20 protein-coding genes and 1 pseudogene are annotated in these 23,979 nt (G+C 62.6%); 13 read left to right on the top strand and 8 right to left on the bottom strand.

What is annotated here, in order from left to right; translation table 11 throughout:
- Positions 1 to 228 precede the first annotated feature (228 nt).
- Together guaD and LB569_RS30495 are read right to left on the bottom strand one after the other, a co-directional pair.
- Positions 229 to 1,545 carry a guanine deaminase gene (gene guaD / locus LB569_RS30500; RefSeq protein ID WP_224695229.1) on the bottom strand — a complete coding sequence of 439 codons (1,317 nt, stop codon included), beginning with the start codon at positions 1,543 to 1,545 and terminating at the stop codon, positions 229 to 231.
- A gap of 2 nt (positions 1,546 to 1,547) precedes the next feature.
- Complete coding sequence (locus LB569_RS30495) at positions 1,548 to 2,765, bottom strand: urate hydroxylase PuuD (RefSeq protein WP_140702845.1); 1,218 nt, start codon at positions 2,763 to 2,765, stop codon at positions 1,548 to 1,550.
- A 137-nt stretch (positions 2,766 to 2,902) separates the two neighbouring features.
- Here LB569_RS30495 and LB569_RS30490 point away from each other — a divergent pair, with 137 nt between their 5' ends.
- The 3 genes from LB569_RS30490 (at position 2,903) to LB569_RS30480 (ending at position 6,178) form a co-directional block, all read left to right on the top strand.
- Positions 2,903 to 3,823 (top strand): LysR family transcriptional regulator, encoded by a 921-nt coding sequence (locus LB569_RS30490; RefSeq protein WP_224695228.1) that lies wholly within the window; start codon positions 2,903 to 2,905, stop codon positions 3,821 to 3,823.
- A gap of 130 nt (positions 3,824 to 3,953) precedes the next feature.
- Positions 3,954 to 4,934: an LLM class flavin-dependent oxidoreductase gene (locus LB569_RS30485; RefSeq protein WP_224695227.1), complete on the top strand. Its 981-nt coding sequence runs from the start codon at positions 3,954 to 3,956 to the stop codon at positions 4,932 to 4,934.
- The gene (locus LB569_RS30480) at positions 4,931 to 6,178 is read left to right on the top strand and encodes an LLM class flavin-dependent oxidoreductase (RefSeq protein ID WP_224695226.1); all 1,248 of its coding nucleotides are present in this window, start codon (positions 4,931 to 4,933) and stop codon (positions 6,176 to 6,178) included. Before LB569_RS30485 ends, LB569_RS30480 begins: the two co-directional genes overlap by 4 nt.
- On the opposite strand, the gene xdhC is transcribed toward LB569_RS30480, so the two are convergent.
- The 4 genes from xdhC to uraH form a co-directional block, all read right to left on the bottom strand.
- Positions 6,175 to 7,071 carry a xanthine dehydrogenase accessory protein XdhC gene (xdhC, locus tag LB569_RS30475; protein ID WP_224695232.1) on the bottom strand — a complete coding sequence of 299 codons (897 nt, stop codon included), beginning with the start codon at positions 7,069 to 7,071 and terminating at the stop codon, positions 6,175 to 6,177. The genes LB569_RS30480 and xdhC overlap by 4 nt on opposite strands.
- A gap of 61 nt (positions 7,072 to 7,132) precedes the next feature.
- Positions 7,133 to 9,496: a xanthine dehydrogenase molybdopterin binding subunit gene (xdhB, locus tag LB569_RS30470; protein WP_224695231.1), complete on the bottom strand. Its 2,364-nt coding sequence runs from the start codon at positions 9,494 to 9,496 to the stop codon at positions 7,133 to 7,135.
- Entirely contained in the window at positions 9,496 to 10,977 is a 1,482-nt protein-coding gene (gene xdhA, locus LB569_RS30465) for a xanthine dehydrogenase small subunit (protein WP_224695225.1), read from the bottom strand. The genes xdhB and xdhA overlap by 1 nt, the downstream gene beginning before the upstream one ends.
- A gap of 3 nt (positions 10,978 to 10,980) precedes the next feature.
- Positions 10,981 to 11,355: a hydroxyisourate hydrolase gene (gene uraH, locus LB569_RS30460; protein ID WP_224695224.1), complete on the bottom strand. Its 375-nt coding sequence runs from the start codon at positions 11,353 to 11,355 to the stop codon at positions 10,981 to 10,983.
- Positions 11,356 to 11,559: 204 nt separating this feature from the next.
- Here uraH and puuE point away from each other — a divergent pair, with 204 nt between their 5' ends.
- Genes puuE through LB569_RS30440 form a run of 4 tightly spaced genes read left to right on the top strand, consistent with a single transcriptional unit; the run spans position 11,560 to position 14,950 of the window.
- Positions 11,560 to 12,978, top strand: a complete 1,419-nt coding sequence (gene puuE / locus LB569_RS30455; protein ID WP_224695223.1) for an allantoinase PuuE — start codon at positions 11,560 to 11,562, stop codon at positions 12,976 to 12,978.
- Positions 12,979 to 12,990: 12 nt separating this feature from the next.
- Positions 12,991 to 13,851: a bifunctional allantoicase/(S)-ureidoglycine aminohydrolase gene (locus LB569_RS30450; RefSeq protein ID WP_224695222.1), complete on the top strand. Its 861-nt coding sequence runs from the start codon at positions 12,991 to 12,993 to the stop codon at positions 13,849 to 13,851.
- Positions 13,848 to 14,339, top strand: a complete 492-nt coding sequence (locus LB569_RS30445; protein WP_140702857.1) for an ureidoglycolate lyase — start codon at positions 13,848 to 13,850, stop codon at positions 14,337 to 14,339. The genes LB569_RS30450 and LB569_RS30445 overlap by 4 nt, the downstream gene beginning before the upstream one ends.
- Before the next feature lie 17 nt (positions 14,340 to 14,356).
- Complete coding sequence (locus tag LB569_RS30440) at positions 14,357 to 14,950, top strand: nucleoside deaminase (protein WP_140702858.1); 594 nt, start codon at positions 14,357 to 14,359, stop codon at positions 14,948 to 14,950.
- A 139-nt stretch (positions 14,951 to 15,089) separates the two neighbouring features.
- Here the strand turns inward: LB569_RS30440 and LB569_RS30435 are convergent, their stop codons facing one another.
- Positions 15,090 to 15,401 carry a BrnA antitoxin family protein gene (locus LB569_RS30435; protein WP_224559654.1) on the bottom strand — a complete coding sequence of 104 codons (312 nt, stop codon included), beginning with the start codon at positions 15,399 to 15,401 and terminating at the stop codon, positions 15,090 to 15,092.
- A pseudogene (locus LB569_RS30430) lies at positions 15,388 to 15,668 on the bottom strand (BrnT family toxin). Before LB569_RS30430 ends, LB569_RS30435 begins: the two are co-directional and overlap by 14 nt.
- Before the next feature lie 155 nt (positions 15,669 to 15,823).
- Here LB569_RS30430 and LB569_RS30425 point away from each other — a divergent pair.
- The 6 genes from LB569_RS30425 to LB569_RS30400 all read left to right on the top strand — a co-directional run bounded on the left by LB569_RS30425 (position 15,824) and on the right by LB569_RS30400 (position 23,923).
- Positions 15,824 to 17,809, top strand: a complete 1,986-nt coding sequence (locus LB569_RS30425) for a CocE/NonD family hydrolase (RefSeq protein WP_224695221.1) — start codon at positions 15,824 to 15,826, stop codon at positions 17,807 to 17,809.
- A 154-nt stretch (positions 17,810 to 17,963) separates the two neighbouring features.
- Complete coding sequence (locus tag LB569_RS30420) at positions 17,964 to 19,550, top strand: ABC transporter substrate-binding protein (protein ID WP_224695220.1); 1,587 nt, start codon at positions 17,964 to 17,966, stop codon at positions 19,548 to 19,550.
- Positions 19,551 to 19,566: 16 nt separating this feature from the next.
- Positions 19,567 to 20,526, top strand: a complete 960-nt coding sequence (locus tag LB569_RS30415) for an ABC transporter permease (protein ID WP_140702866.1) — start codon at positions 19,567 to 19,569, stop codon at positions 20,524 to 20,526.
- 10 nt (positions 20,527 to 20,536) lie between these two features.
- On the top strand, positions 20,537 to 21,361 hold the full coding sequence (locus tag LB569_RS30410) for an ABC transporter permease (RefSeq protein ID WP_140702868.1): 825 nt from the start codon (positions 20,537 to 20,539) through the stop codon (positions 21,359 to 21,361).
- Positions 21,361 to 23,016 carry an ABC transporter ATP-binding protein gene (locus LB569_RS30405; protein WP_140702869.1) on the top strand — a complete coding sequence of 552 codons (1,656 nt, stop codon included), beginning with the start codon at positions 21,361 to 21,363 and terminating at the stop codon, positions 23,014 to 23,016. The genes LB569_RS30410 and LB569_RS30405 overlap by 1 nt, the downstream gene beginning before the upstream one ends.
- A gap of 22 nt (positions 23,017 to 23,038) precedes the next feature.
- The gene (locus LB569_RS30400; RefSeq protein WP_224695219.1) at positions 23,039 to 23,923 is read left to right on the top strand and encodes a hypothetical protein; all 885 of its coding nucleotides are present in this window, start codon (positions 23,039 to 23,041) and stop codon (positions 23,921 to 23,923) included.
- The last annotated feature ends 56 nt before the right edge of the window (positions 23,924 to 23,979 follow it).

Below are 23,979 nucleotides of genomic sequence, written 5' to 3'. Positions count from 1 at the left end.
CCGGTCCTCCCGGCGGACAAGAAAACTGTCACCCATGCAATCAGTCCATTCTGTTACCTATCTATCCGGTTCGGACAGGCGCCTTTCCTCTCCCTCCGGAGGGGGGAGAGGTGGCGCCGCGAAGCGGCGACGGAGTGGGGGAACCGCTAAGCAGCCAGGCGCAATCATCCCGCGGTAAGATCGCCCCCCTCCGTCGAGCTGCTGTCCTCTACCCTCCGAAGGCAGGTCTTATCCCGCCATCATATCCGCTTTGGCCGCCCGCCCCGAGACGTAGACCTCTCGCACGGCGCGGTCGTCGCCCAACGTCTGTAGCAGGAACAATTCCTGCGCCAGCGTCTCGATCGTTTCCATCCTGAGCCGCATCGCCGGTGTCGCCCTGGCATCCAGCACGACGATGTCGGCATCGGTGGCTGCGTCCAATGTGCCGACCTTGTCCGCGACCGACAGGGCCTCGGCATTGCCGCGCGTGATCTGCCAAAAGGACTGGAACGGGTTGAGCTTCTCGCCGTTCAGCGCGATCACCTTGTAGCCCTCGTCCATGGTGCGAAGCATGGAATAATTGGTGCCGCCGCCGACATCGGTGGCGGCAGCGATCCGCAGCGATTTGTCCCGACGCCGAAAGCGCTGATAGTCGAACAGGCCGGAGCCGAGAAACAGGTTCGAGGTCGGGCAGAACACGGCCACCGAACCGCTGTCCGACAGCGCGTCCGCCTCGCGTTCGCTGAGATGAATGCAGTGACCGAACAGGCTCTTTTTGCCGAGCAGCCCGTAATGCTCGTAGACGTCTGTGTAGTCGCGCGACCAGGGATAGAGTTCCTGGGTAAAGGCGATCTCGGCGTGGTTTTCCGACAGATGCGTCTGCATGTGCAGGTCGGGATGTTCACGGCACAGTGCGCCGGCCATCTCCATCTGCTCCGGCGAGGAGGTGATGGCGAAGCGCGGCGTGATGGCGTAGTGCTGGCGACCCTTGCCATGCCACTCCTTGATCAGAGCCGTGGTGTCGTCATAGCCGGATTGCGGCGTGTCGAGCACGCCTTCGGGCGCATTGCGGTCCATCATCACCTTGCCGGCGATGTTGAGCATGTCGCGTGCATGCGACTCGGCGAAGAAGGCTTCCGCCGAGGCCTTGTGCACCGAACAATAGGCGGCGACCGTTGTCGTGCCGTGGCGCACCATCTCGTCGAGGAACAGCCTTGCGATGCGGCGGCCATGCTGCGCGTTGGCGAATTTCGTCTCTTCGGGAAAGGTGTAGGTGTTCAGCCAGTCGAGCAGTTCGGCACCATAGGAGGCGATGACCTGCATCTGCGGGAAATGTACGTGAGCATCGATGAACCCAGGCAACAGCAGATGCGGCCGATGATCGATCTTTTTGACGCCCTCGCCGGCCTGTTTCTCGACATCGCTATAAGCGCCTGATGCAACGATCCTGCCGTCGGTCATCAGCAGGCCGCCGTCCTCCTCGTAGCGCCAGGCGGAATGGTCGTCGATGGTTTGCGGCCAGCGCACGAAGGACAGCGTGCGGCCGCGCAGAAGTGTCGAATTCATGCTTATTTCCCCGCGCCTTCGAACCAGGCAACCAGCAGCGCCCGTTCCTTGTCGGTGATCTGGCTGACATTGGCCGGCGGCATGGCGTGACTGCGCCCGGCCTGCAGGTAAATCTCGCGGGCATGGTCGGCAATGTTGGCGTCGGTGTCGAGTAAGACGCCCTTGGGCGCGTGGTAGATGCCCTCGTAGACCGGCTCCGATGTATGGCACATCGAGCAACGGCCCATCACTGTGTCGCGCACGGCCGGGAAATGCGCCGAGGCGATATAGACTTCCGCCGAGGCGGACGCCTTGGGCTCGCCGGTCAGCACTTTCGGCACGGTCGACAGCCAGATGATGATGATGAACAGGACAAGGGCGCCGAGCCACGTCCAGTGCGGGTTGCCGGCACGTTTGTGCACGGTGTTGAAATAGTGGCGGATGAGGACGCCGATGATGAACACCAGCGAGGCGATGACCCAGTTGAATTGCGTGCCGAACGCCAGGGGATAGTGGTTCGACAGCATCAGGAACAGCACCGGCAGCGTCAAATAGTTGTTGTGGAGCGAGCGCTGCTTGGCGATCTTGCCGTATTTCGGGTCGGGCTTGCGGCCGGCGATGAGGTCGGCGACGACGATCTTCTGGTTGGGAATGATGACCATGAAGACATTGGCCGACATGATCGTGGCGGTGATGGCGCCCAGGTGCAGGAAGGCGGCGCGACCGGTGAACAGATGCGTCAGCCCCCAGGCGATGAAGACGAGCACGCCGTAGAGCACCAGCATCAGGCCGGTGTCGCTCTTGCCCAGCGGCGAGCGGCACAAGAGATCATAGACCACCCAGCCGACGCCGATCGTGGCCATCGACAACAGGATGCCGACCGGTACCGACATCGGCAGCACGTTGGGATCGATCAGGAACAGATCCGCGCCGGCATAATAGACAACGCACAGCATGGCGAAGCCGGACAGCCAGGTGGCGTAGGACTCCCATTTGAACCAGGTCAGATGCTCGGGCATCTCGGCCGGCGCCACCAGATATTTCTGGATGTGGTAGAAACCGCCGCCATGCACCTGCCATTCCTCGCCGAAGGCGCCGACCGGCATGCCAGGTCGTTGGCGCAGGCCAAGATCGAGCGCGACGAAATAGAAGGACGAGCCTATCCAGGCGATGCCGGTGACGACGTGCAGCCAGCGCACGGCAAAGCTCAGCCAGTCCCAGAAAATCGCGAAATCCATCATTTGATACGTCCCTGCCGATCTGGTGACTTTACGGTGTGGCGCGCAAACGAAAAGAGGCGAGGTGTACGATGACTTTCAAAAAAAATTGGAAAATAATAGCCTCACTACGCGCAGCTGCTTGAAGCCTCGGAAAATTCATGGCCTACCTCGACAACATCGCCGTCTTCGTCCGCGTCGTCGAGCTGGGCAATCTGTCGGCGGCCGGCCGCGACATGCGCATTTCGCCAGCGGTCGCCTCCAACCGTATCAAGGAGCTGGAAAAACATCTCGGCGTGCGGCTGTTCAACCGCACCACCCGGCAATTGATGCCGACCGAGCACGGCACTGTTTTCTATTCCGGCGCCAAGCAGGTGCTGGAGGCGATCACCGAGGCGGAAGCCGCCGTCTCGGCGCTGTCCGGCCAGCCGCGCGGCACAATCCGCGTCACCGCACCGCTCGGCCTCGGACGCCGGCTGGTGGCCTCTGGCATTCCCGATTTTCACGACAAATACCCTGACATCGAGGTGCGGCTGAGGCTCTCGGACCACAATGTCGACATCATGAAGGAAGGCATCGACGTCGCCTTCCGGTTGGGGATCATCGAGGATTCCAGCCTCAGGATGCGCGGCATCATGGAATGCGAGCGCGTGCTGGTGGCCGCACCAAAATATCTGGAGGCGCGCGGTGAGCCGATGGAGCCGCAGGAACTGATCGGCAGGAAGCACGACTGCCTGATGCTGCGCTATTCCGGCGCGCGCGAATATGTCTGGACCTTGCAAACGCCTGCCGGCCCGCAGAAATTCGAAGTGCACGGCCCCTACGACACCGATGATGGCGACGTGCTGACCGGCTGGGCGCTGTCGGGGCGCGGCATCATCAACAAGCCGCGCTTCGAGGTCGAGCCGTTCATCCGCGACCAACGGCTGAAGGTCATTTTGGCCAGCGCACCGCCAACCCCCGTGCAGTTCGCCGCCGTCTATCCGCACAAGAAGCTGCAGGATCCCAAGGTGCGGCTATTGCTCGACTTCATGGCCGAGCGCTGCCAGCGGCTGATCAAGGATATTCTGGCGGGCAAATAGGCGGAACAGCAAACTGGCCGGCAAGTGAAGGCGTCGTGGCCCATGTGATCCGGTTGCCTTGCGCGAAAGCCTGCCTAGGTTGGAGGCGGGATGGCTGCGCGACGTCGCCGGCAGCCAAATGGACCGCAAAATGCATCTCGCCGTTTCGCTCGATATTGCTTCTGCCCCAGGGCAGGCCGGCCTGACATTCGGCGAGATAGCCGCCTTCGTGCGGAAAACGGAGACGGCCAGGATCGACATGGTCGTCATCTCGGATTCCTCTCCGGATGGCGAGCGGTCGACCAGTCCGTTCGAGGCGACCACTCTCGTCGCCGCGCTGGCGACCGTGACCGAAAAGGTCGGCCTCATCGCCAGCGCCTCGACCATCGCCCACCAGCCCTACAATCTTGCGCGCCGTTTTGCTTCGCTCGACATTATCAGCCATGGCCGCGCCGGCTGGAATGCCGCGATGGCGCAAGCGCCAGGCGAGGCGGCGAATTTCAGCCGTCCCGACGGGTTTTCCAACGACGATTTTCGCCGCCGCGCGCAGGAATATATCGGCATCGTTCAAGGGCTCTGGCGGGGTTGGGACGCGGACGCGTTGCTCTTCGACAAAAGCGGCGGCCGCTTCCATGATCCGGAAAAAATGCACCTGCTCGACCACAAGGGCGAGTTCTTCTCGGTGCGCGGACCGCTGAACGTCGCGCGCTCGCCGCAGGACACGCCGGTGCTGGTGCTGTCGGGCCTGTCTGAGGCCGACTTCGACATCGCCTCCCGCACGGCCGACGTCATCCTATTCGACGAACGACCGGCGGCAGAAAGCAGGGCGCGCCATGACGATTTCAAGCGCAGGGTTTCAGCCTGCGGACGCAAGCCGGATGCCGTGAAGGTACTGACCAATCTATCCCTCACCACCGACCGTATCAACGGGCTGGCTGACAGGCTGGAAGAGGCATTCCACTCGAAAAACTGCGACGGGTTCAACATCCTGATGCCGACGCAGCTTTCGGTGTTCGACGATTTCGCCGATCGGGTTCTGCCCGACTTGCGGCGGCGTGGCCTGTTTCGAGAAGACTATCGCGGCACCACGTTGCGCTCGCATCTCGGCCTTGCCGGCGGAGGTGACCAATGAGCGCGCAGATGAAGCTCGGCGCCTTCCTGTGGGCGACGGGCCATCACATCGCCGCCTGGCGCCACCCGAAGGCGCATGTCAGAGCCGGCATCGACATCGACCATTACATTCAATTGGCCCGCACGGCTGAAGCGGCGAAGTTCGACATGGTCTTCTGCGAGGATGCCGCCGGCCTGCGCGAGGCCAATGTCGGCATCGCCAGCCAGACGTCGCGCTCGATCGGCTTCGAGCCGATCAGCCTGCTTTCGGCGCTGGCTGTCCACACCAGCCACATCGGTCTCGTTTCCACCGCGTCGACCAGCTACAACGAGCCTTACGGACTGGCGCGGACCTTCCTGTCGCTCGATCACCTGAGCGGCGGCCGGGCCGGCTGGAATCTTGTCACCTCGGCCAGCCCGATCGAAGCCGCCAATTTCGGCGCAGCCGGCCTCAAGCCCCATGCCGACCGCTATGAGCGGGCGCGTGAATTCGCCGAGATGGTCACAGGGCTGTGGCAGGGAAAGGCTCCAGGCCATGACGGCCAGAGCTTTTCGGTGCGCGATTCACTCGACTTGCCGCGCTCGCCGCAAGGCGCGCCGGTCATGGTCCAGGCCGGTGCCTCGGACGTCGGCCGCGACCTTGCCGCCAGGACCGCCGACGTGGTGTTCACGGCGGCACAGACCTTCGAGGAAGCGAAGGCCTTTTACGACGACCTCAAAGGGCGCATGGCGGCGTATGGGCGTGAACCCGATGACATCAAGATCATGCCCGGTGTCTCGCCCGTGGTGGCGGAGACCGAGGCCGAGGCCCGCGAAAAATTCGAGGAATTGCAGGAGCTGATCCCCGATGAGGTCGGCGTGGCCCTGCTGTCCAGCTATCTCAGCATCTCCGACCTCTGGCGCCATCCGATCGACGGGCCGTTGCCCGAACTGCCCGAGAGCGAGGGAATGAAAAGCCGGCAGGCCCTGGTCGTCGAGCAATCGCGCCGCGACGGGCTTTCCATCCGCCAGCTCGCGCGGCATTTCGCCGGCGCGCGCGGCCATTGGCGCATCGTGGGAACCGCGGCCCAGGTGGCGGACGAGTTGCAGGCGCGGTTCGAAGGCGGTGCCGCCGATGGCTTCAACGTCATGCCGTCTTATTTTCCCGGCGAACTCGATGCCTTTGCCACGCTTGTGGTACCGGAGCTGCAGCGGCGCGGCCTGTTCCGCAAGGCGTATGAGGGGACGACGCTGCGCGACCATCTCGGCCTCAGGCGACCGAGCTAGCCGGCCGTCACCCTATCATGCGGAGCGTGACGCTCTGCATTCCAGGCCGCATTGTGGACGACCAGCGCCGTCATGATCTCGGCGGCGGCGAGCGCGGCAATAACCGGCGGGCGCTTGTCCTTGACGGCGTCACCGCCGATCGGCGAGACGAGGCGTGCGAATTCGGCCTCCGTGCCGTCGGCCGACTTCAGGAACCAGTTCCTGAAGGTCGCCTTCTTGGTCTTCGAGCCTATCATGCCGACATAGGCCGCGTCGTCGCGTTTCAGCGCTTCGGCGACGATCAGGAAATCGAGCGCGTGGTCATGCGTGAGGATGGCGAAGGCGGTGCCGGCAGGAGCATTGCGCAGCTCGGCCTCCGGCATTGGCGTCAACCGGGTCTCGACCCTCTCCGGCATGCCCTCGAGTGCCTCGGCGCGGGTCTCGATGACGACGCCGTGGACGGGCAGAAGCGCGATCGCCGAAGCCAGCGCCTGACCGACATGGCCGCCGCCGAAAATATAGACATGCGGCAGGTGCGTTTCCTCGGCTTCCGCCGCCGCGACCAGTTCGGCAGCCAGCGCGGCATCGACCAGGCGGATCAGCACCTCGACCCGCCCGCCGCAGCACTGGCCGATTTCGGGACCGAGCGGCACGTCGAGCGTGGCGCAGACCTCTTCGACCTCGAAGCGGGCACCCCTTCCTTTCGAGGACGAGGGAAGCATCTGCCGGGCCTTGTCGATGGCCATGTATTCGAGCTGGCCGCCGCCGATCGTGCCATGGATCGCCGAAGCCGAGACGAGCATGAAGGCGCCCTTCTCGCGCGGCGTCGAGCCTTTTGTCCCGGCCACCTCGACCAAGGCAAGCCGGCCGGCGCTGCCGAGAAAGGCTTTCAGGCTTTGCACTTTCGAGTTCATCATTCGCGTTCCCGAACAGGGAATATAGGTTTTTTCGGCTCGAATTGCATCTTTGGCTGCTTCAGGCGCCGGCCTTGACCTCTTTCTTCAACCGCTCGATCGCCATCAGCACGCGTTCGGGTGTCGCCGGCGCGTCGAGGCGCGGGCAGATCTTGTGGTCGGCGACGCTCGCCACCGCGTCCGACAGCGCGTGTAAAACCGACATGCCGTGCGGCAGCGGCGGCTCGCCAACCGCCTTGGAACGATGGATGGTCGGCTCATAGGCTTGCGACCAGTCGGTCAGCTTGACGTTGAATATTTTCGGGCGGTCCGAGGCGAGCGGGATCTTGTAGGTCGACGGCGCATGGGTGCGTAGCCGGCCCTTGTCGTCCCACCACAGTTCCTCCGTCGTCAGCCAGCCCATGCCCTGGATGAAGCCGCCTTCGACCTGGCCGAGGTCGATGGCCCGGTTCAGCGAACGGCCGCAATCATGCAGGATATCGGCGCGCTCGACGACATATTCGCCGGTCAGCGTGTCGACCGAGACTTCGGCGCAGGCCGCGCCATAGGCGTAGTAGTAAAAGGCGTGGCCCTGGCCCTTGCCGCGGTCCCAGTGGATTTTCGGCGTCTTGTAGAAGCCGGCGGCCGAGAGCTGCACACGCGCGATATAGGCCTGCTTGACCAGGTCGTTGAAGCTTACCTCCTGGTTGCCGACGCGCACCCGATTGGGCAGGAACACCACCTGGTCGACAGGCACCTGGTATTTCTCGGCGGCGAAATCGGTCAGGCGCTGGCGGATCTGGCGCGCCGCGTTCTGCGCCGCCATGCCGTTGAGGTCGGCGCCGGAGGAAGCCGCCGTCGGCGCGGTGTTGGGCACCTTGGCGGTGGTGGTGGCGGTGATCTTCACGCGATCGAGGTCGATCTGGAACTCTTCCGCCACGACCTGTGCCACCTTGAGGTGCAGGCCCTGCCCCATTTCGGTGCCGCCATGGTTCATATGCACGGAGCCATCGGCATAGACATGGACCAGCGCGCCGGCCTGGTTGGACTCGGTCTTGGTGAAGGAAATGCCGAACTTGACCGGCGTCAGTGCCAGGCCGCGCTTGATGAAACGGCTATTAGCGTTGAAAGCCCTGATTTCGCGCCGGCGGCGCGCATAATCGGCACTCTCTTCCAGTTCCGCCACGATGCGCTGGATGATGTTGTCTTCGACCTTCTGGTGATAGGGCGTGACGTTACGGTTGCCGATCGCCTCCATCGGGTCGTAGAAATTCAGCTTGCGGATTTCGAGCGAATCCTTGCCGACGGCAAACGCCACCTCGTCGATGACACGCTCGGCGCCGACCATGCCTTGCGGGCCGCCGAAGCCGCGAAAGGCGGTGTTGGAGACGGTGTTGGTGTAGAGCGGCGCCGACTTGGCGTGCACGTTCGGGTAGAAATAGGCGTTGTCGCAGTGGAACAGCGCACGATCGCCGACCGGGCCGGACAGGTCGGCGGAAAAGCCGGCATTGAGAGCGAAAACATAGTCCACGCCGAGGATACGGCCCTCATCGTCGAAGCCGACCTCGTAGTCGATGGCGAAATCGTGCCGCTTGCCGGTGGCGGTCATGTCCTCGTCGCGGTCGAGCCGGACCTTGACCGCGCGGTGGAGTTTCTTGGCCGCGATGGCGGCGATCGCCGCGCACTGGTTGGCCTGGGTTTCCTTGCCGCCAAAGCCGCCACCCATGCGGCGGACCTCCACCGTCACGGCATGGCTCGGCACGCCGAGCGCATGGGCGACCAGATGCTGCGTCTCACTCGGCCCCTGTGTCGAGCAATAAACGGTCACTTCGTCATCCTCGCCGGGGATGGCGAGCGACACCTGGCCTTCGAGATAGAAATGGTCCTGGCCGCCGAGCTTCATCCGCCCCTTCGCCCGGCGCGGTGCCGCGGCTATTGCGGCGGCAGCATCGCCGCGCCGCAAGGTCAGCGGCGTGGTGACCTGCTTGTCTTTCGCCGGGTCTAGATTCCAGATGCCTATCAACGCGGGAAGCTCGTCATATTCGATCCTGGCCAGGCGCGCGGCGCGGCGGGCGGCCTCGCGCGTTTCGCCAATCACCGCGAAGATCGGCTGGCCGAAGAACTGCACCTTGCCTTCCGCCAGCACAGGATCGTCATGCATGTTGCTTGGCGAGACATCGTTCTCACCCGGCACGTCGGCATAAGTCAGCACGTCGACGACACCGGGGGCCGCGCGCACCGCCGAGAGATCGACGCTTTTCAGGATGCCATGCGCCACCTTGGACAGGCCAAGGCCGACATGCAGCGTGCCCGCCGGTTCCGGCATGTCGTCGATATAGACGGCGCTGCCGCTGACATGTTTGTGCGCGGAATCATGCCGCTGGTCGGTGGCGACACCGCCGACGATCTTCTCGGCCTTGAGGTTCGGCGTGGCGTGCTTGTTCATCATGCCGCCTCGTCGCGCGACACCTGGAACGGCGCTCTCGTTCCGGTGGTTTCGACATAGAAACGCAGCAACAGGTTCTTCGCCGCCAGGGCCCGGTATTCGGCAGTCGCGCGCATGTCGGTGAGCGGCGCGAAGTCCTTGGCGTATTCGGCCATCGCTGCCTCCACCGTCGCTTCACTCCAAATCTTGCCTATCAAAGCCTGTTCAACCGCCGACGCCTGCTTCGGCGTTGCCGCCATGCCGCCATAGGCGATGCGGATATCGGCGACCGTGCCGTCCTTGGCCAAGGTCAGATGGAAGGCGCCCAGGGTCGCGGTGATATCCTCGTCGCGGCGCTTGGTGACCTTGTAGACGGCAAACTTTGTTCCCTTTGCCGGAACGGGCACATGCACGGCCTCGACGAACTCGCCCGGCTGGCGGTCCTGCTTCCCATAGGCGATGAAGAAGTCCTGCAACGGGATCGTGCGCCGCTTCTTGCCCTTTCGCAATGTCAGCCGTGCGCCGAGCGCGATCAGTGGCGGCGGTGTGTCGCCGATCGGCGAGCCATTGGCGACATTGCCGCCGATCGTGCCCATGTTGCGGACCTGTTCGCCGCCGATGCGGTCGAACAACGGCCCCAGTGCCGGGATGCGTTTCGACAGCATCGAAAAGGCTTCGGTGTAGGTGACGCCGGCGCCAATCGATATGACGCCATTTTCTTCCGTGATGGTGCAAAGCCCCGGCAGATTGCCGATGAAGATCGCCGGCGAGATATCGCGCATATGCTTGGTCACCCACAGGCCAACGTCTGTCGAACCAGCGACGACGGTGGCGGTGGGTTCTTTCTCGAAGACAGAAGCGAAATCGTCGGCATCGGCCGGCACGACCAGCCGCGTCTTGCCGGCGCCGATCTCGACCCTGGCGCCATCGCGCAGCGCCTGCAGCCGTGTCGTGATGTCCCGGCGCTCCACCGCCAACGGGTCCTTTGTCGCCTTCCCGTAGCTCGATATGGCGTGCGCGGCGCGCATGATCGCCTCGTAGCCGGTGCAGCGGCAGAGATTGCCTTGCAGGGCTTTTTCGATGGCGGCGTTCGAGGGGTCTGGCGACTTCATCCACAGGCCGTAGAGCGACATGACGAAGCCCGGCGTGCAGAAGCCGCATTGCGAGCCATGGAAATCGACCATGGCCTCTTGAACGGGATGCAGCTTGCCCGGCTCGCCGCGCAGATGCTCGACGGTGACGACATGGGTGCCGTCGAGCGAGCCGAGGAAGCGGATGCAGGCATTGACGCTTTCATAGACCAGCCCGTCAGCCGAAAGCTTGCCGATGAGCACCGTGCAGGCGCCGCAATCGCCTTCGGCGCAGCCTTCCTTGGTGCCGCGCAGCGAACGGTCGAGCCGCAGCCAGTCGAGCAAGGTCGCGTCGGGCGTCACGGATGACAGCGCGACATCCCTGCCATTGAGAATGAAGCGGATTTCGTTGCGGATATTGACCTTGGCCATGCCTCAGCTCCCCCTGTAGGTGGAATAGCCGTAGGGCGAGATCAGCAATGGTACATGATAGTGCACCGCCTCCGCCATGCCGAAGCGGATCGGCACGCTGTCGAGGAAGGCAGGCTCCGGCAGCTTCGTTCCCTGGCAGCGCAGATAGTCGCCGGCCGCGAACACCAGTTCGTATTCGCCGGTGCGGAAGTCGGCGCCTGCCAGCAGCGGCGCGTTGCAGCGGCCGTCTGCATTGGTGAGGACCGTCTTCAGAAGCGTCCGGGCGGAACCCTCCAGATGGTAGAGCGCGATCGACAATCCTGCCGCCGGCCTACCGGTCGCGGTGTCGAGGACATGGGTCGTCAGACGCCCGCCATCGGCTTTCGACGTTTCTGCCATTGGCCGCCTCCCATTTTCCAATACGAACAAATTGGCCGGTACATTCGAGCACTGCTGATGAATTGTGCGCCAATTAAAGGCGATGCATAAGTCCTGGTCGAGCGGAGTGCGACAAAAACACTTTCAAAAATTTTGAGGGGAATGCGAGAAGCACCCTTTCGATATCCTGATCATACTTCCGGTGATGCCGGGCGCGGAGGGACGATGCGTTACACCAGGGACATGCGTGGCTACGGGGCTAATCCGCCGGATCCGAAATGGCCTGGCGGCGCGCATGTCGCCGTGCAGTTCGTCGTCAACTACGAAGAGGGCGGCGAGAACTGCGTGCTGCACGGCGACAAGGCTTCGGAAGCCTTCCTGTCGGAAATCGTCGGCGCGGCGCCCTGGGTCGGCCAGCGCCACTGGAACATGGAATCGATCTACGAATATGGCGCGCGGGCCGGCTTCTGGCGGCTGCTGCGCCTGTTCGGCGAGGCGCAAGTGCCTGTCACCTGCTACGGCGTCGCCACCGCGCTGGCGCGCTCCCCCGACCAGGTCGCGGCGATGCAGCAAGCCGGCTGGGAAATCGCCTCGCACGGGTTGAGATGGATCGATTACCGCGATCACGACGCCGAGGACGAGCGCCGCGACCTCGAAGCGGCGATCAAGCTGCATTACGAAGTGACGGGCGAGCGTCCGACCGGCTGGTATACGGGCCGCACCTCGGTCAATACGGTGCGGCTGGTCGCCGAGGAAGGCGGCTTCGACTACGTCTCGGACACCTATGACGACGAACTGCCCTACTGGTTCGAGCATGAGGCCGGCACGCAGCTCATCATCCCCTACACGCTCGATGCCAACGACATGCGCTTCGCCACACCGCAAGGCTTCAATTCGGGCGACCAGTTCTTCACCTATCTCAAGGATAGTTTCGACACGCTCTATGCCGAGGGCAAGGCCGGTCGGCCGCGCATGATGAATATCGGCCTGCACTGCCGTCTCGTTGGTCGGCCAGGCCGGGTGGCGGCGCTGAAGCGCTTCGTCGATTATGTCAAATCGCATGACAAGGTCTGGCTGGCGCGGCGCATCGACATCGCCAGGCACTGGCAAGAGAACCATCCCTACAAGCCGGCGGCCCTGCGCCCGTCGAAGATGGAATTCGAGACGTTCGTCCACACTTTCGGCGGCGTGTTCGAACATTCGCCCTGGATCGCCGAACGGGCCCACGAGCTGGAGCTCGGCCCCGCGCATGACAGCGCCGGCGGCCTGCACAATGCGCTCTGCCGGATTTTTCGCTCGGCAAACGAGACCGAACGGCTCGGCGTGCTCAACGCCCATCCCGACCTTGCCGGAAAACTTGCCAAGGCCAGGCGGCTGACGGCGGAATCGACCAGGGAACAGGCTTCCGCCGGCCTCGACGCGTTGACCGACAAGGAACGCGAACTGTTCTCCAAGCTCAACGCCGCCTACGTCACCACCTTCGGCTTCCCGTTCATCATCGCGGTGAAAGGCAAGACCAAGGAGGAAATCCTCGCCGAGTTCGAAGCCCGCATCGGCAACAGCCGCGGCGTCGAATTCGAAACCGCCTGCAAACAGGTCGAACGCATCGCGCTGCTTCGGCTGAAAGACATGCTCCCGCAATAGGTTCAGGGCCCCATGGATATGATCAAGACGCCAGAGCGCACTTACTATGCACCGCATGGCGGCCATCCCGGCCAGAACGAGCTTTTGACCGGGCGCGCCGTCTTCACCGAGGCCTATGCGGTCATTCCGAAGGGGGTGATGCAGGACATCGTCACCAGCCCGCTGCCATTCTGGGACGAGACGAGGGCCTGGATCATCGCACGACCGCTCTCGGGCTTTGCCGAGACGTTTTCTCAGTACATCGTCGAGGTTCTGCCGGGCGGCGGCAGCGAGCGGCCGGAACCCGACGCTGGCGCCGAAGGCGTGCTGTTCGTGGTCGAGGGGGAACTCACCGTATCGCTCGCCGGGAAGAAGCATGTGCTTGCCGCCGGTGGCTTTGCCTTCCTGCCGCCGGCAAGCGGCTGGACGGTGCGCAACGAGAGCAGCGCTGCCGTACGCTTCCACTGGATCCGCAAGGTTTATGAGGTAGTAGACGGCCTGGACGCGCCAGAAGCCTTCTTCTCAAGCGACCAGCAGGTGGCGCCGACGCCGATGGCCGGTACGGAGGGCCGTTGGGCGACGACCCGCTTCGTCGATCCGGCCGACATGCGCCACGACATGCATGTCACCATCGTCACGCTGGAGCCCGGCGCGGTCATTCCCTTCGCCGAGACGCATGTCATGGAACACGGGCTCTACGTTCTCGAAGGCAAGGCGGTCTATCGCCTCAACCAGGACTGGGTCGAGGTCGAGGCCGGCGACTTCATGTGGCTGCGCGCCTTCTGCCCGCAGGCCTGCTATGCCGGCGGCCCCGGCAAATTCCGCTATCTGCTCTACAAGGACGTCAACCGGCACGCCAAGCTCGGCGGTTATCTCGGAGGCCGCGCACGGTGAACCGCATCGTCGCACAGCCGCTGACCCGTGAGGCCTTCGCCGATTTCGGCGACGTCATCGACATGGGCGGCGACAATCACTACCCGATCAATGGCGGCAGGGCCGAGCGCTACCACGATCTGGCCTCGGCCGAGGCCGCCGGGCCCAGCGCCCGCGTGCTGATCTCGATGGTGCGCGGCACGCCCTATGAGATGCCGCTGAAGCTGACCATGGTCGAGCGCCATCCCCTCGGCAGCCAAGCCTTCATCCCGCTGTCGCCGCGTCCGTTTCTGGTCGTCGTCTGCCATGACGGCAAGGAGGGACCGGACGAGCCGCATGCCTTCATCACCGCGCCCGGGCAAGGCATCAATTACCGCCGCAATCTGTGGCACGGCGTGCTGACGCCGATCGGCGAGGAGCAGGACTTCGTGATCGTCGATCGCGGCGGCGATGGCTCCAACCTCGAAGAGTTTCACTTCTCGCACCCTTACGAAATCCACCTTCCCTGAAAGCCTGTGATTTCATCATGACCGACATTTCGTTGATCGACCGCCTGCTCGACGTCATCGAGCACGACATCGTGCCGAAGACGTCGGAGGGTGTCGCCCATGGCAATAAGCTGTTCGGTGCCGCGATCCTGCGCAAGGACGACCGTTCGCTGGTGCTGGCCGAGACCAACAACGAGATCGAAAATCCGCTCTGGCATGGCGAGGTGCATTGCCTGAAGCGCTTTTACGAGATGCCCAGGGCCGAACGCGTCGACACGAAAGACGCCATCTTCATTGCCACGCACGAGCCTTGTTCGCTCTGCCTGTCGGCGATCACCTGGACGGGCTTCGACAATTTCTACTATTTGTTCAGCCACGAGGACTCGCGCGACAGTTTTGCCATCCCGCATGATCTCAAAATTCTGAAAGAGGTCTTCACGCTCGACCCCGGCGGCTACAATGCCGAGAACGCCTATTGGAAGAGTTTTTCGATCCGCCGGCTGGTGCGAGGGCTGTCCGAGGCCGAGCGCGCGCGGCTGGAGGCGCGTATCGGCAGGATTTCAGCGCGCTATGACGAGTTGTCCCGTGTTTATCAGAGCAGCAAGGCCGACAACGACATTCCACTGAGCTGAGGCGTAGGGCCAGTCTAGAGCGGTTCAGCGTTTGGTAGAACCGCTGACCCGCTCTAACTCTTTGTTTTACGCAATTCCCAAGGGGAAGCGCTACGCGCTTCTCCCGGGAAAACCGCTACGCACTTTTCCTGGAATTACTCTAGCCCAGCTTCGCGTTTTTCAGCACCTCGTTTATCTTCGCTTGCCAGCCTTTGCCAGTTGCCTTGAACTTGTGGATGACATCCTGATCAAGACGGATGGAAACCACTTGCTTGGGCTTGTCCATGGCAGGTCGACCGCGTGCGCGCTTTATGCTCTCGAAGAGCTCTGGGAAGGCTTCGGAAAACGGCTTGGCTTGCGCCAACTCTTCGTCGGTCGCCTCGACGTCGTCCGGATCGGCGGCGATTTGCCTTTGAATTTCCGCTTCCTCCGCGTCGGTAAGCGGTGGAATGTGCGGTTTAAGATTGCTCATATACAGCTCTTTCCTTTCGGCTGGCACGACGCATCGAGATCACCGAAATTGCCTCGGAACCAAGCGGCCTGAAATAACGGCGAGAATAGTTCCCCTGAATTCGCCTATCGCCTTAAGTCTGCCGATCTTCGTCGGGAGAACCACGGAGGCCGCAAAGAACTCGATATCGAGTTCGGCAAAGTCGAGACCTCTGTTTTCGAGGTTCGTCGCACGCTTCGGCTCATCCCAAATGATTTCAGGCGAGCCTCGATAATTTAGCCTTGGCAGAATAAACGTAATACACTAATTGACGATGGAACACAAGGCCCTGGCCGAATGAGCCACCCACCCACCGGCGCGTCGTCCCAGCGACATGAGCCGTCGTCCGTTTGGCTTGATGATGTATGCACTTCATGCGTCATTGGCGCATCGGAGAATGCCATATGAAAACCATCACCGAATTTCCCCGCACGGTCGTCGAATTTCCCGACATGGGCATCGTCATGCCCGATGGCTGCCGGCTGTCGGCGCGGGTGTGGATGCCGGACAATGCCAATGATGATCCGGTGCCTGTCATCCTCGAGCACCTGCCCTACCGCAAGCGCGACGGCACCATCTTTCGCGATCAGCTTACCCATCCCTATTTCGCCGGCCACGGCTACGCCTCGGTCCGTGTCGACATGCGCGGCAATGGCGATTCCGAAGGGCTGATGGACGACGAATATTCCGAGCAGGAACTGCAGGACGCCTGCGATGTCATCGCCTGGGCGGCGGCACAGCCCTGGTGCAACGGCAATGTCGGCATGATGGGCATTTCCTGGGGCGGCTTCAACTGCCTGCAGGTGGCGGCCAAACAGCCGCCGGCGCTCAAGGCGGTGATCAGCCTGTGTTCGACCGTCGACCGCTATGCCGACGACATCCACTACAAGGGCGGCTGCCTTTTGAACGAGAATTTCGGCTGGGCCTCGACCATGTTGTCCTATTCGTCGCGGCCGCCGGATCCGGCGATTGCCGGCGACAACAGGTGGCGCGATCTGTGGATGAACCGGCTGGAGAACCAGCCTTTTCTCTTGCCGCTCTGGCTCAGCCACCCGCATCGCGACGCCTATTGGAAGCGCGGTTCGATCCGCGAGGATTTTTCGGCTGTCAAGGCGGCGGTGCTGTCCATCGGCGGCTGGCATGACGGCTACCGCAACACGATCTCGCACCTCGTCACCAACATCGAGGCGCCGGTGAAGGGCATCGTCGGCCCCTGGATCCACAAATACCCGCATTATGCCGGCCCGCAGCCGGCCATCGGCTTCCTGCAGGAGGCGTTGCGCTGGTGGGACCACTGGCTGAAGGGCGCCGAGACCGGCGTCGAGGCCGATCCCGACTACCGCGCCTATGTGATGGACAGCGTGCGCCCCGCCCGTTGGCACCCGGAGCGGCCCGGCCGCTGGGTGGCCGAGCAGGAGTGGCCGTCGTCCAACATAGCGATTGAAGCGGTAGACCTCATTTCCGCCGATGCGGGACCTTTCACCGTCGCTTCGCCGCAGACCTGCGGGCTGGCGGGCGGCGAATATTTTCCCTTCACCTTCGGCCCGGAATTGCCTGGTGACCAGCGCCTTGACGATGGACTGTCGGCGTGTTTCGACCAGCCTGAACTCACCAAGCCGATCGAGATCGTCGGCGCGCCGGAGCTGGAGGTCCAGCTTGCCTCCGATCGGCCCCAGGCCAACATCGCGGTCCGGCTTTGCGACGTGCATCCCGACGGCGCCTCGGAACTCATATCCTATGGCGTGCTCAATCTGACGCATCGCAACTCGCATGAATTTCCCGAGGCGCTGGTCCCCGGGGAGACAGTTTCGGCGCGTGTCGTGCTCGATCAATGCGCCTACCGCGTTCCGGCCGGACACCGTCTGCGCATCGCCGTTTCGACCGCCTACTGGCCCGCCATCTGGCCCTCGCCGGAGCCGGTAAGACTGGCCTTGTCGTCGGCCACGCTATCAGTGCCGTTGCGGCCGCTGGCAACGGGCGACGAAGCCGTTTTCGGCGAACCGGAAGGTGCCACGCCCTGGGCGACCGAGACCATTCGGCCCGCCAATTCCGAACGCCATGTCGACCGCGACGAAAAGACCGGGATTGTCACGCTGTCGATCACGGACGACTTCGGCGAGGTGCGCGATCTCGAGCATGGGCTTGTCAATGGCAGCATCGTGCGCGAAACGTGGACGATCCACCCCGATAATCCATTGGCGGCCTCCGGCAAGACGCACTGGACACAGACCCTGTCGCGAAATGAATGGTCGGTGCGCACCGAGACATGGGCGCAGATGCGATCGGACGCGCAAAACTTCATCGTCAGCGCCAGAATCGAGGCCTACGAAGGCGAAAACCTCGTCTTCGAGCGCAATTTCGACGAAAAGGTTCCGCGCGCGCTGGTTTGAGCGCTGAAATCGTTGGTCCAAATGCGACGTGCGATTTACGCCACGACATGTCGCATTCGGTCTTGCTTACCGCTTTCCCTTGCGGTCATTATTCCCTTCAACAACAAGCAAGAAAATCGACCGCAGAGTCGAACCAACAGAGTGAGGAACTCAAATGTCAAACGAACTGGAATTTCTTAGCCGGCGTGTTGCGTCCGGCAAACTGAGCCGTCGCGATTTCCTTGGCCGGGCGGCAGCGCTCGGCATCACCGCACCCTTCGCCAACGCGCTGCTTTCAAGCGCGGCGCGCGCGGCCGGTCCGGTCAAGGGCGGCACGCTGAAAGCCGGCCTCGTCGGCGGCGAATCCACCAACAGCCTCGATCCGGCGCTGATGATGACGCAGGTGCCGTTCGCCTTCGGCAAGTGCTGGGGCGAAATGATCGTCGAGCTGTCTCCCGAGGGCAAGCTCGAGAACCGCATAGCGGAAGACATCGGCTCGTCCAAGGACGCCAAGACCTGGACGCTGAAGATCCGCGACGGCGTCGAATTCCACAACGGCAAGACGGTGACCGCCGCGGACGTGGCCGCCACGCTGGAGCGCCATTCGGACGAGAAGTCGAAATCCGGCGCGCTCGGCTACATGAAGGGCATCGAGACCATCAAGGCCAGCGGCAAGGAAGTGGTGTTGACACTGAAGGAGGCCAATGCCGACCTTCCCTACCTGCTCAGCGATTATCACCTGATCGTCCAGCCGAACGGCGGCAAGGACAAGCCCGATGCGGGCATCTCGGCCGGCCCCTACGTCGTTAAGACCAACGAGCCCGGCGTGCGCCATGGCGCAGAGCGCTTCGCCAATTACTGGCAGGGCGACAAGATGGGTCACGCCGACCAGATCGAGGTCATCGTCATCAACGACGCGACGGCGCGCACGGCGGCCCTGCAGGGCGGCCAGGTCAACATGATCAACCGCGTCGAGCCGAAGATCGTCGACCTGATCAAGCGCGTGCCGGGCGTCACCATCCGCAACCATGCCGGCCCGGGCCACTATGTGTTCATCATGCATTGCAACACGGCGCCGTTCGACAACAACGACCTCAGGATGGCGCTGAAGCTCGCGATCGACCGTGAGGAGATGCTGAACAAGGTGCTGCGCGGCTATGGCTCGCTCGGCAACGACTTCCCGATCAATGCGTCCTATCCGCTGTTCTCCGAGATCGAGCAGCGCAAGTACGATCCCGACAAGGCCAAGTTCCACTACAAGAAATCAGGCCATGACGGCACCGTTCTGCTTCGGACCTCGGACGTCGCCTTCCCGGGCGCCGTCGATGCGTCCCAGCTCTTCCAGCAGAGCGCGGCCAAGGCCGGCATCAAGATCGAGCTCAAGCGCGAGCCCGGCGACGGCTACTGGAACGAGGTCTGGAACAAGCAGCCCTTCTGCGCCTCCTATTGGGGTGGCCGCTCGACGCAGGACCAGATGTATTCGACCGCCTATCTGTCGACGGCCGACTGGAACGACACGCGTTTCAAGCGCCCGGACTTCGACAAGATGGTGCTGGCGGCGCGTGCCGAGTTGGACGAAGCCAAGCGCAAGCAGATGTACCACGACATGGCTGTCCTGGTGCGCGACGAAGGCGGCCTGATCCTGCCGATGTTCAACCAGTTCATCGACGCGACCGGCGCCAAGGTGGACGGCTGGGTGGACGATCCGCATCAGGAACTGATGAACGGCTACGCCCTCGCGAAGTGCTGGCTGCAGGCCTGAGTGCGGCTTTGCAGAGATGTCGTCACCCATTCTGAAACTAATCGCCCAGCGCATTGCGCTGGGCATCCTCCTTCTGTTGGCCATCTCGGTCCTGATCTTCGCCGGCACGCAGATTCTGCCCGGCGACGTCGCGCAAGCCATTCTGGGACAATCGGCGACACCGGAGTCGCTGGCCAATCTGCGCGAGCAGCTTGGGCTGAACGATCCGGCCTATGTCAGGTATTTCCATTGGCTCGGCGGCGTCTTGACCGGTGACCTCGGGACCGCGATGTCGAGCGGGCAGGATATCGCCACCTCGATCAAGGGCCGGCTGTGGAACACGCTGTTCCTCGCCTTCTGGGCGGCGATCGTGGCCGTGCCGCTGGCGATTATCCTGGGCCTGATCGCCGTGCGCTACCGCAATGGCTGGGTCGACAAGCTGATCTCGGGGCTGGCGCTCGCCTCGACCTCCTTCCCGGAATTCTTCATCGGCTATCTCCTGGTCTATTTCTTCGCGGTGAAATGGCAGATCTTCCCCGCCATCTCGACCGTCTATGACGGCATGCCTTTCGGCGAGCGCATGCAGGCCATCGCGCTGCCGGCGACGGCGCTGACGCTGGTCGTGCTCGCCCACATGATGCGCATGACGCGCGCGGCGATCCTCAACGTCATGCAGTCGGCCTATGTCGAGACGGCGGAACTCAAGGGACTTTCGGCCTTCTCGGTCATCCGCAAGCATGCTTTTCCGAACGCGATCGCGCCGATCATAAACGTCGTCATGCTGAACCTTGCCTATCTCATCGTCGGCGTCGTCGTGGTCGAGGTCATCTTCGTCTATCCCGGCATGGGGCAATATCTGGTCGACCACGTCACCAAGCGCGACGTGCCGGTGGTGCAGGCGGTCGGCCTGATCTTCGCCGCCGTCTACATCAGCCTCAACATCATCGCGGACATAGCGGCGATCGTCGCCAATCCGCGTCTCAGACACCCAAAGTGAGGGGGCGGGTATGCTCGATATTAAACGCATCCCCATCCCCGCCCTGATCGGCCTGGTGCTGACCGCCCTGTTCGTGCTGGCGGCGATCTTCGCGCCGTGGATTTCACCCCATGACAATGCCGAGATCGTCGGCGACGTCTGGGAACCGATGTCGGCGGTTCATTGGCTGGGCACCGACAATCTCGGCCGCGATCTGTTGTCGCGCATGATCTACGGCGCCCGCATCACCCTGTTCATCGCCGTGCTGGCCACCGCGCTGTCGTTTTCGCTCGGCGCCATACTGGGCTTTTCGGCCGCCGTGTTCGGCGGCTGGTTCGACACCATCCTGTCGCGCCTCGTCGATCTCCTGATGTCGATCCCGACATTGATCATGGCCCTGGTCGTGCTTTCCGTGCTGCCGACGAACCTGGTGACGCTGATCCTGGTGATGGGCGTTCTCGATTCGACGCGTGTCTATCGCCTGTCGCGCGCGGTCGCCGTCGACATCAACGTCATGGATTACGTCGAAGCCGCCAAGCTGCGCGGCGAAGGCAGCGCCTGGATCATCTTCCGCGAGATTCTGCCCAATGCGCTGTCGCCGCTGGTCTCGGAACTCGGCCTGCGCTTCATCTACGCGGTGCTGTTCCTGTCGACGCTGTCCTTTCTCGGCCTTGGCGTACAACCGCCGGACGCCGACTGGGGCGGCATGGTCAAGGAGAACAAGGACGGCATCGTCTTCGGCATCGCCGCCGCGCTCATTCCGGCTGCCGCGATCGCGGCCCTTGCCATCTCGGTCAACCTTGTCGCCGACTGGATCCTCAACCGCACGACAAGCCTGAAGGGAGGACGCGGGTGATGGCTGACGGCAAGGCAAAGTCCACCCCTCTGCTCGACATCCGCAATTTGCGCATCGAGGCCACTGTGTATCCCCCCGGCGAGGCGCCGAAGAACATTGTGTTGGTGCACGATGTTTCGCTGACGCTGGAGAAGGGCAAGGTGCTCGGCCTGATCGGCGAATCCGGTGCCGGCAAATCAACCATCGGACTGTCGTCCATGGGCTATGGCCGTGGCGGCGTGCGCATCACCGGCGGCGAGGTGATCCTCAACGGCCGCGACATCCTGAAGGGCGGCAAGGAAGGTTTTCGCAAGCTGCGCGGCCGCGAGGTCTGTTATGTCGCGCAGTCGGCGGCAGCCGCCTTCAATCCGGCGCACAGGCTGATGGACCAGGTGGTGGAAGCCACGCTGCTGCATGGTACGGCAACCCGCGCGGAGGCCGAGAAGCGGGCTGTCGCGCTGTTCAGGAAGCTCAGCCTGCCCAATCCGGAAACCATCGGCGAACGGTTTCCGCACCAAGTTTCGGGCGGCCAGCTGCAGCGTGTCATGACGGCGATGGCGCTTTGTTCGGAACCCGACCTGATCGTCTTCGACGAGCCGACGACGGCGCTCGACGTGACGACACAGATCGACGTGCTGGCGGCGATCAAGGACGCCATCCGCGACACCCATGTGGCGGCGCTCTACATCACCCACGACCTTGCCGTCGTCGCCCAAGTGTCGGACGAGATCATGGTGCTGCGCCACGGCCGCCTGGTCGAATGGGGCGGCACCCGCCAGATCATCAAGGAACCGCGCCAGGAATACACCAATGCGCTGGTCTCGGTGCACGAGATCGAACACCAGGAGCAGAACCCGGGCGCCACGCCGTTCCTGTCGGTCAAGAACGTCACCGCCGCCTATGGCGGCGGCCAGGTCAAAGTGCTCAAGAACGTCTCGGTCGACATCTATCCGGGCCAGACGCTGGCCGTGGTTGGCGAGTCCGGTTCCGGCAAGTCGACGCTGGCGCGAGCCATCACCGGCCTGTTGCCGCCCGAACAGGGCACGGTAACCTTTGACGGGCGCCCGCTCGCCAACCGGCTTGCCGACCGGCCGAAGGAGGACCTGCGGCAGTTGCAAATGATCTACCAGATGGCCGACGTGGCGATGAACCCGCGCCAGACTGTCGGTACCATCATCGGCCGGCCGCTCGAATTCTATTTCGGCATGCGCGGCAGGGAACGCGACAAGCGCGTCGCCGAACTGCTCGATGAGATCGAGATGGGCAAGGGCTTCGTCGACCGCTATCCGGCGGAGCTTTCGGGAGGCCAGAAACAGCGTGTCTGCATCGCCCGCTCGCTAGCGGCCAAGCCGAAGCTGATCATCTGCGACGAGGTGACATCGGCACTCGACCCGTTGGTGGCCAACGGCATCCTCAAGCTGCTGCTCAACCTGCAGCAACACGAAAAGGTCGCCTACCTCTTCATCACCCACGACCTGGCGACGGTGAAGTCGATCGCCGATTCGATCGCGGTGATGTATCGCGGCGAGGTGGTGCGCTACGGCTCCAAGAGCAAGGTGCTGACACCGCCCTTCGACGCCTATACCGACCTTCTCTTGTCGTCCGTTCCGGAAATGGAGATCGGCTGGCTGGAAAAGGCGATCAAGGGCCGGCGCATGGCCAGCGCGGGGAACTAGAGTGGCTGCTTAGGGCGATGTTGTGACGCCAAACGAGTTGCTAGAGTACCAAACTCACTTTGAGGGCTATCAGAGTTTTCTGACTGGAGATGCTGAGAAAGATGCCTGCTGGCATTTTGAAGCCCAGGAGACGCACGCGATTTGCGTTCTTAGTGCTATCCAAGGTGTTCAGCTGGAGATAATCGAGCTTAGCGCTATAATTAAGAATGAGGATGCATATTACAACCTAAACTTCGGGGCTGCTCGCCGCTCTCGGATGATATCGGGAGCTTTTCGTCAGCTACATTATTTGATCGCTCCAAATCGAAGCGAACCGATGTTGCACGACGACGTTTTTGAAGCGGCACGAGCACTTAACGACATATATATTCACACGCGAGGATTTCTCGACAATTATGCGTGGGCCTTGGTCCATCTATTCGGCGATGAGGCATCAAAAGCGCTGCACCGGGGCGAGGTTGATTTGTTCGGAAAGAAGTTCCTGTCGACCTCTAGTTTCTCGGAATTCAAGGACGTTCTAGCCCCCTTCGCCAACTGGAACCTAGAACTCAAGGAAAGGCGCGATCCCGTAGCGCATCGCATCCCACTTTCTGTCCCTCCATCGTTTCTCAACGATACTGACCAGGCCGAATTTTCGGAAGTAAACAAGCGGTTTGAAGCCGCACGGAAGCTATTGTCGGAAGTAACCCAAAATGGCGAAACGCCACCTGAAGCCGATGCGGCTGCCGCCGAAGCTGACAAACTTTATGAACGCCTTCAGAAAATTGGGAGATTTGCGCCGATAATCGTTCATGATCCAAAGGAGGGGGGCACCCGGATTTATCCAACAGTCCCCCACGATATCGGAAGGCTGGTACGGATCAGCCGAGAACTAAACCACAGAATTTCTAGAAGGCTTGGTTCCTAACCGCAGGAAGGCGATCAAAGGACGAACTCCGTCATCCGTGTGCAATGAGTCGTACG

It is taken from the genome of Mesorhizobium sp. BH1-1-4, assembly GCF_020165665.1.
GTDB lineage: Bacteria > Pseudomonadota > Alphaproteobacteria > Rhizobiales > Rhizobiaceae > Mesorhizobium.
Note: the sequence above shows the minus strand (reverse complement) of the source record. Positions and strands in the feature narration are given on the sequence as shown.

Coding starts and splice junctions, on each gene's coding strand:
- guaD (WP_224695229.1), bottom strand. CDS start 1,545: ATGAATTCGACACTTCTGCGCGGCCGCACGCTGTCCTTCGTGCGCTGG.
- LB569_RS30495 (WP_140702845.1), bottom strand. CDS start 2,765: ATGATGGATTTCGCGATTTTCTGGGACTGGCTGAGCTTTGCCGTGCGC.
- LB569_RS30490 (WP_224695228.1), top strand. CDS start 2,903: ATGGCCTACCTCGACAACATCGCCGTCTTCGTCCGCGTCGTCGAGCTG.
- LB569_RS30485 (WP_224695227.1), top strand. CDS start 3,954: ATGCATCTCGCCGTTTCGCTCGATATTGCTTCTGCCCCAGGGCAGGCC.
- LB569_RS30480 (WP_224695226.1), top strand. CDS start 4,931: ATGAGCGCGCAGATGAAGCTCGGCGCCTTCCTGTGGGCGACGGGCCAT.
- xdhC (WP_224695232.1), bottom strand. CDS start 7,071: ATGAACTCGAAAGTGCAAAGCCTGAAAGCCTTTCTCGGCAGCGCCGGC.
- xdhB (WP_224695231.1), bottom strand. CDS start 9,496: ATGAACAAGCACGCCACGCCGAACCTCAAGGCCGAGAAGATCGTCGGC.
- xdhA (WP_224695225.1), bottom strand. CDS start 10,977: ATGGCCAAGGTCAATATCCGCAACGAAATCCGCTTCATTCTCAATGGC.
- uraH (WP_224695224.1), bottom strand. CDS start 11,355: ATGGCAGAAACGTCGAAAGCCGATGGCGGGCGTCTGACGACCCATGTC.
- puuE (WP_224695223.1), top strand. CDS start 11,560: ATGCGTTACACCAGGGACATGCGTGGCTACGGGGCTAATCCGCCGGAT.
- LB569_RS30450 (WP_224695222.1), top strand. CDS start 12,991: ATGGATATGATCAAGACGCCAGAGCGCACTTACTATGCACCGCATGGC.
- LB569_RS30440 (WP_140702858.1), top strand. CDS start 14,357: ATGACCGACATTTCGTTGATCGACCGCCTGCTCGACGTCATCGAGCAC.
- LB569_RS30435 (WP_224559654.1), bottom strand. CDS start 15,401: ATGAGCAATCTTAAACCGCACATTCCACCGCTTACCGACGCGGAGGAA.
- LB569_RS30425 (WP_224695221.1), top strand. CDS start 15,824: ATGAAAACCATCACCGAATTTCCCCGCACGGTCGTCGAATTTCCCGAC.
- LB569_RS30420 (WP_224695220.1), top strand. CDS start 17,964: ATGTCAAACGAACTGGAATTTCTTAGCCGGCGTGTTGCGTCCGGCAAA.
- LB569_RS30415 (WP_140702866.1), top strand. CDS start 19,567: ATGTCGTCACCCATTCTGAAACTAATCGCCCAGCGCATTGCGCTGGGC.
- LB569_RS30410 (WP_140702868.1), top strand. CDS start 20,537: ATGCTCGATATTAAACGCATCCCCATCCCCGCCCTGATCGGCCTGGTG.
- LB569_RS30405 (WP_140702869.1), top strand. CDS start 21,361: ATGGCTGACGGCAAGGCAAAGTCCACCCCTCTGCTCGACATCCGCAAT.